Origin of the sequence: Tunturiibacter empetritectus (assembly GCF_013410875.1) — a bacterium.
Lineage (GTDB): Bacteria > Acidobacteriota > Terriglobia > Terriglobales > Acidobacteriaceae > Edaphobacter > Edaphobacter empetritectus.
This window is the reverse complement of sequence record NZ_JACCCU010000002.1, coordinates 751,362-766,264: the sequence shown is the minus strand read 5'-3', so window position 1 is coordinate 766,264 and position 14,903 is coordinate 751,362. Positions and strand designations below refer to the sequence as shown.

8 protein-coding genes and 1 pseudogene are annotated in these 14,903 nt (G+C 53.4%); 5 read left to right on the top strand and 4 right to left on the bottom strand.

Annotated elements, in window-relative coordinates:
* Window positions 1-57 precede the first annotated feature (57 nt).
* On the top strand, window positions 58-1,338 hold the full coding sequence (locus HDF08_RS15370) for a sugar MFS transporter (RefSeq protein WP_179639494.1): 1,281 nt from the start codon (window positions 58-60) through the stop codon (window positions 1,336-1,338).
* Here the strand turns inward: HDF08_RS15370 and HDF08_RS15365 are convergent.
* On the bottom strand, window positions 1,328-2,104 hold the full coding sequence (locus tag HDF08_RS15365) for a GntR family transcriptional regulator (protein WP_179639493.1): 777 nt from the start codon (window positions 2,102-2,104) through the stop codon (window positions 1,328-1,330). The two genes, HDF08_RS15370 and HDF08_RS15365, sit on opposite strands and share 11 nt — an antisense overlap.
* A gap of 214 nt (window positions 2,105-2,318) precedes the next feature.
* Window positions 2,319-3,485, bottom strand: a complete 1,167-nt coding sequence (nagA, locus tag HDF08_RS15360; RefSeq protein WP_179639492.1) for an N-acetylglucosamine-6-phosphate deacetylase — start codon at window positions 3,483-3,485, stop codon at window positions 2,319-2,321.
* 322 nt (window positions 3,486-3,807) lie between these two features.
* Between nagA and HDF08_RS15355 the strand changes: the two genes are divergently transcribed.
* The 4 genes and pseudogenes from HDF08_RS15355 (at window position 3,808) to HDF08_RS15345 (ending at window position 12,382) form a co-directional block, all read left to right on the top strand.
* The gene (locus HDF08_RS15355; protein WP_306459709.1) at window positions 3,808-4,953 is read left to right on the top strand and encodes an SIS domain-containing protein; all 1,146 of its coding nucleotides are present in this window, start codon (window positions 3,808-3,810) and stop codon (window positions 4,951-4,953) included.
* 339 nt (window positions 4,954-5,292) lie between these two features.
* Window positions 5,293-5,724, top strand: a pseudogene (locus HDF08_RS22205) (Ig-like domain-containing protein); the annotation flags it as partial.
* Window positions 5,725-5,979: 255 nt separating this feature from the next.
* The gene (locus HDF08_RS15350; RefSeq protein WP_373563227.1) at window positions 5,980-11,793 is read left to right on the top strand and encodes an Ig-like domain repeat protein; all 5,814 of its coding nucleotides are present in this window, start codon (window positions 5,980-5,982) and stop codon (window positions 11,791-11,793) included.
* A gap of 7 nt (window positions 11,794-11,800) precedes the next feature.
* Complete coding sequence (locus HDF08_RS15345) at window positions 11,801-12,382, top strand: outer membrane beta-barrel protein (protein WP_179639489.1); 582 nt, start codon at window positions 11,801-11,803, stop codon at window positions 12,380-12,382.
* Between the two features lie 116 nt (window positions 12,383-12,498).
* On the opposite strand, the gene HDF08_RS15340 is transcribed toward HDF08_RS15345, so the two are convergent.
* Window positions 12,499-13,914: an APC family permease gene (locus HDF08_RS15340; protein ID WP_179639488.1), complete on the bottom strand. Its 1,416-nt coding sequence runs from the start codon at window positions 13,912-13,914 to the stop codon at window positions 12,499-12,501.
* A complete protein-coding gene (locus tag HDF08_RS15335; protein ID WP_179639487.1) occupies window positions 13,911-14,609 on the bottom strand; it encodes a YggS family pyridoxal phosphate-dependent enzyme in 699 nt (232 codons plus the stop codon). Before HDF08_RS15335 ends, HDF08_RS15340 begins: the two co-directional genes overlap by 4 nt.
* Between the last annotated feature and the right edge of the window lie 294 nt (window positions 14,610-14,903).

Here is a 14,903-nt window from a genome sequence, read left to right as displayed (position 1 = left end):
ACAGTATAGTCATCTAGACATATAAAAAGACAGTTCGTGCACAAACAGGGGATGGAAATGGCGCTTGGAGTCGCGGGAGAACGCTCGATCACCACGGTCGAGACCAGCAGCAAGAATTACACCGTTCCACTCATGCTGATGGTCTCTTTGTACTTTGGCATCGGCTTCATCACCGCGCTGAACGACATCCTGGTTCCACACTTCAAAGATCTCTTTCATCTCACCAACGTCACTGCGCTGCTGGTTCAGTTCTGCTTCTTCGGAGCATATTTCGTTATGTCGCTTCCGTCAGGATGGATCGTTGGACGGATCGGCTACAAGCGGGGCATTGTGGTCGCGCTGTCAGTTATGGGTTGTGGCCTGCTTCTCTTCCTGCCCGCGTCCATCATCATCTTTTATCCACTCTTCCTCTTCGCTCTGTTTGTCGTCGGCAGCGGACTTGCGCTCCTCCAGGTAGCCATTAATCCCTACGTGGGCGCATTGGGACCTCCGGAGACTGCGGCTTCCCGACTAAATCTGGCGGGCTTCTTCAACTCGATTGCTACAACTTCCGCTCCTCGAGTTGGCGCCGCATTTATCTTCATAGCCGCCGGTGCCTCTACAGTGCAGCTCGCCCACTCTGTGCGTAAGCCCTATCTCATTCTCGCAATCTGCGCCTTTGCTATGGCAGTCATCACAGCCTTCGTGCAGTTACCCGACGTCATTGAAAAGGGCGGCTCCAAATCCGGGACTGATGGCAGCGCGTGGAGCTTCAGCCATCTAAGGCTGGGTGCGCTTGCTATCTTCTTCTACGTAGGAGCCGAGGTTGCCATTGGAAGCATCATGATCACCTATCTTGGCCAGCCATCGATGGGAAGCTTGAGCCACGAGGTCGCCGCGCGATACGTCTCCTACTATTGGGGACTATCCCTGATAGGCCGCTTTGTCGGCTATTTCGCGATGCGCTGGATTCGAGCTCAAAGGGCACTTACCGTCGTCTCGCTGATTGCTGCTGTCCTCATCACTCTCACGGTCGCAGCACATGGACACATTGCAATGTGGGCCGTAGTCTTTTGCGGCCTGTGTAACTCGGTCATGTGGCCTTGCATCTTTCCGCTGGCGGTAAAGGGTTTGGGAAGATTCACGAGCCAGGGCTCTGGAATTCTAATTACTATGGTCGTCGGTGGAGCCGTTATCCCTGAGATTCAGGGCTTTCTCGCCGATACGCTCGGCTATCAGCACAGCTTCGCGATTGTTCTACTCTGCTACGCGTATATTTTCTTCTTCGCGATCAGAGGGCATCGCAACCTGGACTTAGCCGAGGCGTTGCATTCTCAGAGCGCCGCTCTTACTCAATAGTTGTGGTTGGGACACGGATGGAAGCCCGATAGCGGTCACCGCGGTATCGAGAGCATGCTACTTCGATTGGCGTCTCTTCGGTCGTCATGATTGTCCGCGAGACGGAAAGGATGCTCGCCTTCTTGGGAATTGTAAGTAAGTCAGATTCTTCGCGAGTCGCGGGGAGCGCCTCGATTACCTCATCGGCCCAAGCGACGCGCACGCCAAAGGTTTCGCGAAGTACGAAGTAAAGAGATTGCTTGGCAAAGTTGATCTTTTCAAGGCCTGGAAATTGTTTTAATGGGATATGCGACACTTCAAGCGCCATCGGAATTCCGTCGGCCAGACGTAATCGCCGCAGCCGCATTACGATCTCGCCCGTTTCGACCTTCAACTGCTCCGCCAGTTCCGCAGTAGCCTTTATGACGGTTTGCTCGATCAACTTTGAACTCGGAACCATACCGAGATGTTTCATATCTTCGGTAAAGCCACGCAGATGCATGATGTTTTTCTCAAGTTTAGGCCGGGTAACAAATGTGCCGCGCCCCTTCTGGCTTACGGCGAAGCCGCTGGTCTTCAACCCGTGTAGCGCTTGCCGCGCTGTCATTCGGCTAACCTGGTAGATTCGCGCCAGCTCCTCCTCGGAGGCCAAGGGGTCCCCGGTCGAAAGTTCTCCCGAGTGAATTTTTTCCATTAATGCTCGCTGAATCTGGTAATACAACGGTATGAAACCGCTCTTATCCAAAGGACGAATTGTTGAAACAGATTGATTTTGAGGCTTCGGCACTCGATCTCCTGAGACGTTCCGACATCGTGTCTACATACTCACACTGATGGAAGATGGCAGTTTCAGCCAGCATCTTGCGATATACGATGTTGAACTAATTCGCGTCCTAGTCTTTGTAGTCCTATCCCGCTTCGGTTGTCTATACACATTTCGTCAAAACGAGTGGTAGAAGTCACAGATTCGGTTCGTCTGTCGCAAGAGTTAGTGATTCTCCTCAAGCAATCATCGATCTTCCCGACAAGAAGGTTTGTATGACCTCGGCTGACGATGATAGTACGGCGATGTTGGCCGTGCGGCCCTCTTCCAGGCTACCCCAGCTGTCATCAATGCCCATCAGTCGAGAAGGGTTTCGTGATGCGGCAGCGACAGCTGTCCCCAGGTTTGCTCCGGTAAAGTTCATGAGGTTTTGTACTCCGCGGTCGAGAGTCAATACGCTGCCTGCAAGAACACCATCGGAGGTGCAACGCCCATCACGCACCTCCACATTCATATCGCCCAACATATAAGTTCCGTCTGGCATTCCAGTAGCACTCATGCCATCAGTCACCAGAATGATGCGGTCTCTCTCTTTGGCTTTGAAGAACAGCCGAACCATTAAGGGGTCTACATGAATGCCGTCACAGATAATCTCGGCAAACAGAGAATGCTTGTCCAGCACATAGGCCGCTAGTCCGGGCTCTCGATGGTCGATAGCCCGCATTGCATTGAATGTATGGGTCGCGGAACGCGCTCCAGCTATAAAGCCCGCCTCTGCCTCGCAGACCTTGGCGTCACTATGTCCCATGCTGCAACGAACCCCCAGTGCAGTTGCGTGCGCGATCAATTCAATCGCTCCGGGCAACTCGGGAGCAATCGTCATAAGGCGAATTTGGCCCTCTGCTGCCTGCCAGAAACGATCGAAGAGTGAGATAGATGGCGCTTCCAACAAGGCATCCGTATGTACACCTCGCTTCAAATGCGAGAGAAACGGCCCTTCCAGATGTATCCCTAACGGAGTAGCACCATGGCCGGCAGACTCAGCCCACCGCCTGATCTCAGTCGCGAGTCCCGTCAAAGAGCGTAGAGTCTCGTCCGTCGGAGACGTCACTGTAGTTGGAAAGTATGCTCCGACGCCACGGCTGGAAAGGTAGGATCCAATCGCGTTTAGCGCTTTCGAGTCGGCTTCCATAACGTCTTGTCCAGCGCAACCATGAATATGTATGTCGACATACGTTGGTACCAGGGTGGCCTCACGAAAGCTATGTGTTGCCTGCACCCGTTCATGATCAGCGGCATTCAGACTGGCTATCTGGCTGATGCGACCATCTTCCACTGTTACCAACGGATACTCGATCACCAGGCCTGAACTTATGAGTCTCCGTGCCGCTATCGTACTAACCATTGCTGCCCTTTCGTCGACTCCACGCTGAACGCAAACTCTAGTTAACCATGTTCTAAACCTTCGCGCGGAACCCCGTGAAGGCGATAAGCCAGCGGTACTACTTTTTGTAAACAAGCACTATCATCTATATCGCAAGTCCAGTATAGTCGTACATACAAGTTAAAGGATATAAGATTTGTTCTCCAGGCGAAGTAATCCACCGTCAAATTCGGCGTCCAGCGTAATTCAAGCTGCCGCTCTCGAGAAATGCACATATTGTCTTCAACGGTCAGTTACTCCAGCCATTCGTAACCGCAGCTAAACCATTGGGATGCCAAAGCAAATGACAGAACCGACGCCCATTCCTCAGGAGCTTGTGACATTTCCTCACGCCATGCTGCGCGAGATCTATGAGCAGCCCCAGGCCCTTGCCGCGACGATCGAGCGATATGTTCCAGGCGGCATCTCGACAGCAGAGATGTTTCAACCGGTTCTTGATGCACTCGGAGGGCGAGAACGGCTTGTTATTGCCGCCAGTGGTTCTAGCCGACACGCAGGTCTCGCCGGTGAAATCATGCTTGAAGATCTGGCTGGAATCTCTGTCGATGTCGAATACGCAAGTGAATATAGCTATCGCTCAACGCATACGCTACATAACCCCGGTGTTGTCGTGATCTCCCAGTCCGGGGAAACGGCCGATACACTAACCGCTCTCCGAGAAGCCCAGGCCCGGGGACTTGCCACCGTCGCAATCTCCAACAATGCTCGTTCCAGTATGGCAACCGAAGCGAGCGCTTCAATGCCAACTTTCGCCGGCGTCGAGAATGCCATTCCGGCAACGAAAAGCTTTACCACGCAGCTCGCAGTACTCTATTCTCTCGCCCTTCACTTGGCTCGCGTTCGCGGGCGCATGACGCTCCAGGCTGCCGAAGCGCACGGCCGCCAGCTTCAGGAGATCCCGAGCCTCCTTCAAGCCGCATTGCCGGAATGGCAGAGACAGATTGAGGCGTTGACGCCTCAGCTGGCAAGTTCTCGGACGCTGCTTTACCTCGGTCGCGGTGCTCACTATGCGATCGCCCGGGAAGGCGCGCTCAAGCTTAAGGAGTCCGCCTATTTAAATGCAGAAGGATATCCTTCGGGCGAGTTGAAGCATGGCCCCAACGCTCTTGTGAGCAAGGACTCTCCGCTAATCATGATTGCTACTGCTGACTCTGGCGATCCCGACTCCTTGTTGCGCTACTCCAAGGTCCTTCAGCTGATGAAGGACATGCGGACACAAGGTGCAAGAATTATCGCTTTGGCGACCGAGGGTGATCAGGAGGTCCCTCAGTGCAGCGACTCCTGCCTCTTTATTCCCGCGAGCAACGATTTACTCTCAACCATTCTAGAGGTCGTTCCATTTCAGCTGCTTGCCTACTCACTGGCGATCAGCCGCGGCATCGATGTTGATCGGCCCAGAAATCTGGTCAAGGCGGTCATAGAGGAGTAATTCTCGGGCAGCGCTTCCGCTCCAATCCACCTGGCACTCCGACGTGCATCGGAAATAGCTCTCGCTCTAATAATTCCGACCTTCGCCATATCTAGGCGCCGTATCGTCGTGCTCCTTCATTTTGAAAACTCCTCCCAACTACTGCATAGCAGTGATTTAGCTGGCCGCAAGCAAATCCTTTGCCATTCCACTTTATTTGGACTTCTCAAACTGCACCTAGCGTGACTCGGGCCAAACGAGACATCGCTATGGTGCAACTTTCGTGTAATAGGTACTGCTCAGTCAGAAGGTTACGGTGGGTACTAAAGTTTGGTTGAAGTAACGAGCCAAGGGGACCCTATGAAGCGCTTGTTTCACCGTTCGCCTTGTTTTCCTGTCTCGGTATTTATAAGCACTTGCCGCACACGAGTTTTTCTTTCCCTCGTGTTGATGTCAATTCTTTCCTCCGCGGCCTTTGGAATAACGCCCAATCCAACGCCAACTGTCACGACGTTGGCAATCTCAGCTACTTCGGTTGCTTATCAAACGCCCATTACTTTGACGGCAACCGTTACAGCGGGAAACTCGCCAATCAATGCCGGCTTGGTGCTTTTTTGTGAGGCGACAGCAAAGTTTTGCGAAAATAACTCTGCTTTGGGTATTGCCCAACTGACCTTTCCGGCTGCAACCGCATCCGTAAAGATCGGTAGTGGACCGATTGGAAATCACAGCTATAAAGCGGTATTTAAAGCGAATAATATTTATGCCGCTAGTGAGTCGAATACAGTCAGCTATGCAGTTACGGGAACTTATGGTTCGACCCTAACTTTGGCTTCTACAGGTACAGTCGGAAACTACAGCCTCACAGGAACGGTGGCAGGTTTTGGCTCGCTTAATACAGGTCCCACCGGTACTATCTCGTTTCTAGACACCAGCACAAGTAACAGTCTGCTCGGTACTGAGAACCTAACGGTATCTACGCTCTCGACAACCTTTCTTCAAAATCAGCCATTTGCAATAGGGGGAAATGGAACAACCCTGCGGTCTGTGGCAATTGCGTCGGCCTATCTCGATACCGACAACAACCTGGATGTCGTAACCGGAGACGCTGCGCAGACAATCTCTGTACTTCTTGGAAATGGGGACGGAACTTTCAAGCCGAAGGTAAATTACTCTGGCTGCATCGTAGGAAAAGCGCTTCAGATTCTCCTTGCTGATTTCAATCGGGACGGTGTCACTGATATCGCCCTTGGTTGCTCCGACGGAACGAATGGTGGTCTCGTGATCATCCTCGGCAGCGGGGACGGCAAATTTAAAACACCAGTTTATTATCCAACGGGCGATGTCGCGAGTATTGCCATTGGAGATTTCAACGGCGATGGTCTCCTGGATATAGCACTCTCCAATAAGTCACAGCAGAATGTCACAATTTTTATTGGCGATGGAAGCGGCAAGTTTGTTCCCGAGACAGTACCTCTTCTCACTCCCGCTCTCGCACATGGGGTGGTTGTTGCAGACTTCAACATGGACGGCAAAGACGATGTGGCCTATGCAGTCGATACCGCATCGCCCAACAGTTCATTGTCAGACCTATACCTCGCGTTTGGTAATGGTGACGGCACATTTCAGGTGCCAACGTCACCTGTGGCAACCAAAATAGGTGAATTTCTTACCGCCGGTGATACAAACGCAGACGACTTCCCGGATGTTGTAGCTAGTTCCATCACTCGACCGGGTAGCGGAAATAACAACGTCGGCAACAGTCTTTTCGTTCTCCTCGGAGATGGAAAAGGTAACTTTCAGACAACAACTTACGTATCAGACATCCCGTCTGATCCTCACCTTGCTGACGTGAACGGAGATGGAATTCCTGACATCATTGCAGGAGGTAGTACTGGCGCGCTCGTTTATCAGGGCAATGGTGATGGAACTTTTCAGAACTATCAGGAGCCTGGCATAGGTGGCTTCGCACTGACATACGCCGTAAATGCCGGAGACTATAACAACGACGGCAATGCAGATCTCATCGGAACCGATGCGGACACGCCTCGTGCAGCGGTTTCGTTGAGTCAGGTCCAGCAGACATCCGTTGCCTCCGCCCTCACTCATGTAGCTGTCTTTCCACTTGGCAGTGGCGTTCATCAAGTGGATGCGAGTTACTCTGGTGACTCTATCTACATAGGTAGCCTGTCTGCCACAGTGCCGCTAACTGCCGCACCAGTAAATACCGCACTCACTTTGACGGCATCTTCAACTTCAGCAATCTTGCCCGGGCAATCAATAGTGTTGACTTCTGTACTGTCCCCCTACACGGTTGGACCGCCGACTACGACGACCAACAATGAGCCCATTCAATTCTTTACCGGGACTACCCTTCTTGGCTCTGGAAGCTTGGTGAACGGAGTCGCCACACTAACGACAACCGCGCTGCCAGTGGGAGCCGACGTCCTCTCGGCCGCATTTGCTGGAGACTCAAACTACAACCCCAGTAATTCGAATACGGTTACGGCCACAGTTTCTAATGTCCTGCTAAGTTCTTCACCCAATCCCTCAATTTATTCGCAATCTGTTACCTTCACTGGGACCGTAGCTACTGGAAAAACCGGAACAATAACCTTCTTCGATGGCACGACGAGCATCGGAAGCGGTGTCATATCCAATGCCAACGCAACACTCGCAACTTCTAGTCTCTCGGTGGGCAGCCATAATATCACCGCACAATATGGTTCTAATAAGTCCCCCGTCCTCGTTCAGGTCGTCAATAAAGCGACACCGACTGTAAATGTTGTAACCTCTGGGCCTAGCAATTACGGCGCCACTGTTACGATCACAGCTTCGATCCCGACTAATGCGACGGGCACAGTTGTCTTTACGAGTGGCAGCCTCTCTCTTGGCTCGGGAACCGTCGCTGGCGGTACAGTATCAATAACTACGACGCTGCTGTCGCCGCCAAGCGATCTCATCACCGCCACTTATAGCGGAGATGGCAACTACAACTCGGCCGTGGGGACTACTACCCAGACTGTAGCTAAAAACAGCCCCACCTCGACCTTGACATCGTCAGTAAATCCCTCGCTGCCCGGGGGAACGGTCACTTTCACAGATACGTTGTCGGCAAATGTGACTGGTACAGTGTCATTCACAAGCGGCTCGACCCTTCTGGGGAGTTCAACGTTGACGAATGGGGTCACCACACTCACTATTTCGACGCTTCCGCTTGGCAATAATCTCATCACTGCGACATATGGCGGAGATGGGAACAACAATGCTTCCAGCTCTACCTTGACTCAAGTCGTTGCAAAGTTAAATCCATCGGTGACAGTTACAACCTCCGGCTCGAGCATCTACGGCCATTCCGTCACAATTACCGCGTCTCTACCGGCCGGCCCAACTGGCACGATCACGATCACGAGTGGTGGTGTAACGCTGGGATCGGGCTCTGTCACGTCAACTTCCGGAACAGTCACGATATCGACTACCGTATTGCCGGTAGGTAGCGATCTGATTACGGCAAACTACAGTGGAGACAATGTCAATAACCAGGCGACGGGTTCAACGACCCAGACGGTAACAAAGGCATCTCCTACTGAGACGCTCTTGTCGTCGATCAATCCGTCCGCGGCGAATCAGTCTGTGGTCTTTACCGCGTCTGTCCCGACCAATGCAAACGGAACCGTGACCTTCGTGAGCGGTTCAACCACTCTGGGAACATCGCCCTTGGCCAATGGTGTGGCAACGATAAGCAGCACAACGCTGCCAATAGGTCCCGACACGATCACAGCGACCTACAACGGGGATGCCAACAATAACACCGCGACAGCGACTCTGACCCAGACCGTGAATAAGGCGACTCCGACGGTGGTAGTTACTACCTCTGGTCCGAGCACATATGGAAATCCCGTCACGATCACGGCAACGGTCCCCCCTGGTACCACAGGCACGATAACGATCACCAGTGGAGGAACGAGCTTGGGTTCTGGAACAGTAAATCTGACAACCGGAACTGTAACCGTCACTACGTCGACCCTGTCTGTTGGCAGCGATCCAATCACTGCTTCCTATGGCGGGGATACGAATGACAACCCAGCCACTGGCACTACCACACAGAACGTGACCAAGGCCACTCCGGCCGTAACGCTGGCCTCCTCCACAAACCCATCTGCGGTGAATCAGTCTGTGACTTTTACCGCCTCGCTTCCATCTGGCGTAAGTGGCACGGTGACCTTTACCAGTGGTTCAACTCTCCTCGGCACCTCAACGATATCGAGTGGAACTGCAACCATCTCCACCTCTACCCTGCCGACAGGCAACGACATAATCATTGCGACCTACAATGGAGATACCAATAACAACTCCGCAACCGCAAGCCTCACCCAGTCTGTCGGAAAAAATACGCCACCTGTGACGGTGACCACCTCTGGATCCAGCACCTATGGCGGGTCAGTCACAATAACGACGACTGTTCCTCCTGGTACAACCGGCACGATCACGGTCACTAGCGGCAGCGTAACTCTTGGTTCAGGAACAGTGAATCCCACAACTGGAACGGTGACGGTCACTACGACCACACTTCCAGTAGGCAGCGATCCGATCACGGCCTCTTATGGGGGCGATACAAACAACAACCCAGCAACAGGCACCACAACCCAGACTGTCACCAAGGCCTCTCCTCAAGAGATCCTCTCTTCGTCGATCAACCCATCGGCCGCTAATCAAGCAGTTGTCTTTACAGCATCCCTTCCACCGAGCGCGACCGGAACAGTAATCTTCTCTAGTGGGTCGACTGTTCTAGGTACATTCACATTAGTAAACGGTGTAACTAGTGTAAGTACTTCGACGCTCCCAATTGGCTCTGACCCGATCACAGCTACGTACAACGGCGACACGAACAACAACTCTGCAGTCGCAACTCTGACCCAGACAGTTAACAAAGCTACGCCAACCGTTATCGTCACTACCTCTGGTTCGAGCAGCTATGGAAACCCGGTTACCATCACGACGACCGTGCCTCCTGGCACAACGGGCACAATAACGGTTACTAGTGGCGGTACGACGTTGGGGTCTGGCACAGTAAATCCTACGACTGGAACCGTGACAATCACCACAACGGTGCTCCCGGTGGGCAGTGATCCGATCACAGCCTCCTACGGCGGCGACACAAATGACAACCCGGCCACTGGCACTACCACACAGAACGTGACCAAGGCTAGTCCGGCCGTAACTCTAACCTCCTCCGCCAACCCATCTGCGGTGAATCAGTCTGTGACTTTCACCGCCTCGCTTCCATCTGGTGTAACTGGCACGGTGACCTTTACCAGTGGTTCAACTCTCCTCGGCACCTCAACGATATCGAGTGGAGCTGCAACCATCTCAACCTCCACCTTGTCGACAGGCAACGACATAATCACTGCGACCTACAATGGAGATACCAATAACAACTCCGCAACCGCAAGCCTCACTCAATCCGTCGGGAAAAATACGCCGATTCTGCCCCCGCCCGTTGTGTCGTCGTCTAACCTACCCATCGATACACCTGAGACTATTAGCGAGACAGTTCCGGCAGGCGTTACGGGTACAGTTACTTTCTCCAACGGTACGACTCCATTAGGTTCGGCAACCATTGTTAATGGCGTTGCCACTCTTACGGTCCCATCGCTTCCGCTAGGAGTTGATTCCATTACTGCAGCCACCTCAGGAGACGCGAATAATAACCCGGCTGTGTCGCCACCTACTCTCGTCACGGTAGGAAAGACAGCAACTGTTGTGACCCTGACGTCATCGGCTAATCCATCGGCAGTTAGTCAGCTTATAACTTTCTCTGCAACCGTACATCCTGGTGCAACTGGTTTGGTGGCCTTTCTCGATGGCTCAACCACCCTGGGAACTGGAGTAGTCAATACCTCAGGAGTCGCGATCTTTTCCACATCTGCATTGACGATCGGCTCTCATCCCATCACCGCATCCTATGGGGGCAACTCGAGCTATAGCTCATCGATCTCTTCGGTGTTAGTTCAGGTCATCAGTAAGATCCCAACCGTCATCACTATCACTGAAAGTACGCCTGCCCAACTAATCAAAACCGGAATTACCTTCACGGCCAACGTCACCGCTTCGAGCCCAGATGCTACAGGAATGGTAACGTTTATGGATGGCACGACCATACTGGGAACAGCTACTCTCTCATCGAACGGAGGTGTTGCTGTGTCGCTTAGCACTAATGCTAATGCGGCTCTCCTTACTTCCAAGCTCGCCACGGGCTCGCATCAGATCATAGCAATTTATTCGGGAGATAGTTCCTTTGCTCCTAGTACGTCGGCACCTGCGAATGACGTCGTGGAAGATTTTACAAACACAAACAGTGGCCCCACCAGCCAGAACGTCTTCCCGGGATCGACGACCAGCTATAACTTTAGTCTTGCCCCCATTAGTGCTACGACCTTCCTCAATGATGTGACACTAACGGTCGCAGGCCTACCGCCAGGTTCAACCTATACTCTTACTCCATCCACGGTAGCTGCTGGCAGCGGAGTCACTGGAGTTGTTCTTAATATTCAAACCAGTAGCTCCCTCCGTGCAGAAAACCATCCACTCCAAGGCGCGCCTGACACAAGAAACGAGCTGCCAATCGTTGCTGGAATGCTGGGAATTCTAGGGCTCGGAACAATCCGAAAGTTGCGCAAGAAGCTGCCTCGCACTTTGATGCTTGCCTTGCTGGCACTCGGCTCTCTTTTACCAATCGCTGCACTTAGCGGCTGCGCAGGTGGGTACTTTACTCTCACCCCCACAACCTACACCGTCACGGTAACCGGTGTCGAAGGTCCCGTCCAACATGCCGCAACCGCCACTTTGATTGTTCAGTAGGAGAGGAATGATGCATCTTCGAAGCGTCCTGCTGCTGACACTTCTATCCGCTTTGTCCGGGGTTCTGCATGCCCAGGCCATATCGACGAGTGGAAACAACTACGAAATCCCGCGGTTCGAGGTGGGTGCCAACTATAACTACTTCCATGCGAACGCACCCCCGGGTCAGTGTGGTTGCTTCTCGCTCAATGGAGGCAGTGGAACTATATTAATGAACGTGACGCCCGTGTGGGCCGCAGTGGCCGATATCGCAGTAGCCCACGCTAACAATGTGGATAACACTTCGCAGAACATCACTATTATTAACTATCTCTTTGGCGTGCGGTACTCTCGCCGAAATTCAAGTCGTTTCGTACCTTATGGCGAAGTACTGTTTGGCGGAGCGAAAGAGGATGTCAATTTTCAATTCACGATCAATCGCAACTCGTTTGGTTTAGCTGCAGGAGGAGGCGTAAGCACTCGACTAAAGCGAAAGCTGGGCATGACCATCGCTCAATTTGACTATGTCTACACGCAGATCCCCAACGCCGCGAACGACCGTCAAAACAATATTAGAATTAGTACAGGTCTCACATATAACTTTCGGTAGCATGAGTTGACGAACAGGCCATAATTGCCTGTCTAAAATGATTTTTTTCTCAAACCCAAGGGTCTCAACTGGCGAAACCTAATGAGTTATCAAATCTATTCCAATTGGCTTCTGCGCTAGTTCTTTTCTGTCCGCCTTCGGATGCTGATGTAGCGCAGCGCATAGACAATGGAGCCTGCTACCAGGATTAGTTCGGCTGTCCTCATCTCCCGCAAGAAGTTCGGTCTCGAAAAGAGAATAAAGACAAATCCACTTAGCGCCAGCAATACTGGCAGTGGGTACAGCGGCATCCGAAACCCTTGCGTCTTACGCGCGAGACGATGCTTCGGCAGCAGCACGGCCGTTCCCTGCAAAAGAAATTGAAACAAGATGCGAATTACTACAAGAGTCGTAATGACCTCCTGAAGCCTGAAGATGCAACACATCAGGGTTATGCCGCCCAGGGTCAACAGGGAGTGCGTTGGGACTCGATATTTTGGATGTACAACTCCAAACCATGAGGGGAAGTTACCGTCCCGAGCAGCGGCAAACGGAATTCGCGAATATCCAAGCAATAGCGCAAACACGGATGCAAGCGCTGCAAAAGCGATTAGCAGAACAATTACTCCGGCGGCGGCATGCCCGTACAGCTTCTCCATGAAGACTGCCATCGTGAACATGCGGGCGTGGCTGTCGGTATTCTGTGCCATCTCACGCCATGGGAGTACGCCAAGAACGCTTATGTTCATCAGCAGATAGAGTGTCGCGACAACGCCGATTGAGCCCAGTACGGCTCGGGGAATAGTCTTTTCGGGATCGCGGACCTCAGCGCCCAGAAAGCATATCCCGTAATAGCCCCAATAGTCGTAGGCAGAGATCAGCATCCCAGCGCCGAGGCCGGCGAAGAATGCCGAGTTGATATGAAAGGCACCGGCTGGGAAGTCGAAGGCCAGATGCGGGTTGAAGTGGGTAAATCCAACCACAATCAGCAAGATAAGTGTGAGACCTACGGCAACTCCGAGCCAGCGTGCGATTCGGCCGATGGCGAAGATACTGCGGTGCAGAATGATCATGGCGGCTACGCACGCGCTCATTGCAATTAGCGTCTGTCCGCTCAACACCACCGGAACACCGAGCAGCGAGGTGGAGGCGAATGGACGGCTCGTGTTCGGAAGAAAGAAAGAGAGGTATTGTGCGAATCCTATACACCCGGAGGCGATCGAGAGGGGGGCGCTGATCAGGACCTGCCAGGCGTAGAGAAAAGAAAATGCCCGCCCCCAGGTCTTCTCTCCATAGAGGTGCTTCAGGTAGGCGTAAGAGCCGCCGGCCTCCGGATAGGCGGTGCCGAGTTCGCTCCAGATCAGGCCGTCGCAGAGGGAGAGGAGGGCCCCCATCAGCCAGCCGAGCATCGCCTGCGGTCCACCCATGACCCCGACGATCAGGGGCAGCGTGACGAATGGGCCGACTCCGACCATGTCGATGATGTTGAGGCCCAGCGCAGCGCTGGTGGAGAGGCCGCGATGGAGCTCACCTGCTCTGGGCTCGGAGTTCATCCTGCGCTGGCCACGATCCGTTTGCCGAAGAGGGCGGTTCCAACGCGGACGCAGGTGCTGCCCTCTTCGATCGCTACCTCGAAGTCGTTCGACATGCCTATGGACAACTGGGTCAGCTTCGGGAAGCTGGCGACTGACTGGTCTCTCAGCTTGCGGAGGTCGCGGAAGTAGGGCCTTGCCAGCTCTGCGTCCTCGGACCACGGTGGAACCGTCATCAGGCCTACGGCTTCTACCGACTCCAGCGGCTCTATCGCGGCGAGCAGAGCGGGTAGTTCGGCTGGGTCGAGGCCATGTTTGGACTCCTCGTGGCTCAGCTTCACCTCGATCAAGATCGGCAGCTTCTTTCCCAGTGCTTTGGCGGCCGCGTCGAGCCGTTGTGCGATCTTCAGCGAGTCGACGGCGTCGATGGCGTGGAACAGCTCGGCTGCGCGGGCGGTTTTGTTGGATTGGAGCGGGCCGATGAGGTGGAACTCGGCGTCGTTCAATGCGGTGAGGTGCTGGGACTTTTCCTGAAACTCCTGTACCCGGTTCTCGCCGAAGAGGCGCTGGCCGGCGGTGTAGGCTTCGAGGATGACCTCGACCGGGCGGACTTTGCTGACTGCCATCAGGGCTACTTCGCTGTCGGAGCGGTTGGCTCGTCGGCAGGCTTCGTGGATCTGTTGGTGAAGGTGTTCGAGGTTTCCGGCGATGGACATGCTCTTTGCATCTTATCGTTTAGCACTTGCAGCCTTCGGCTGCCTGATCACCGGCGCGTTTTTCATGTTTCACAAGTTCTAGACGTCCCCTGACACCTCCCCCCTCCCCCTTGAGGGGTATCTTGGGCGTAAAGTGTTTGGATGGAGTGGTTTGCAGAGGGTATGCGGCTGTAAAGTATTCCATCAAAAAGACTTACTTGCAAAATATTGTTTCTGAACGGGTTAGAGCGATGAAAAGGGCGTAGAACTTATCCACCTATGTTTCGTGTACATCTTCCCCTACATCCATTATAG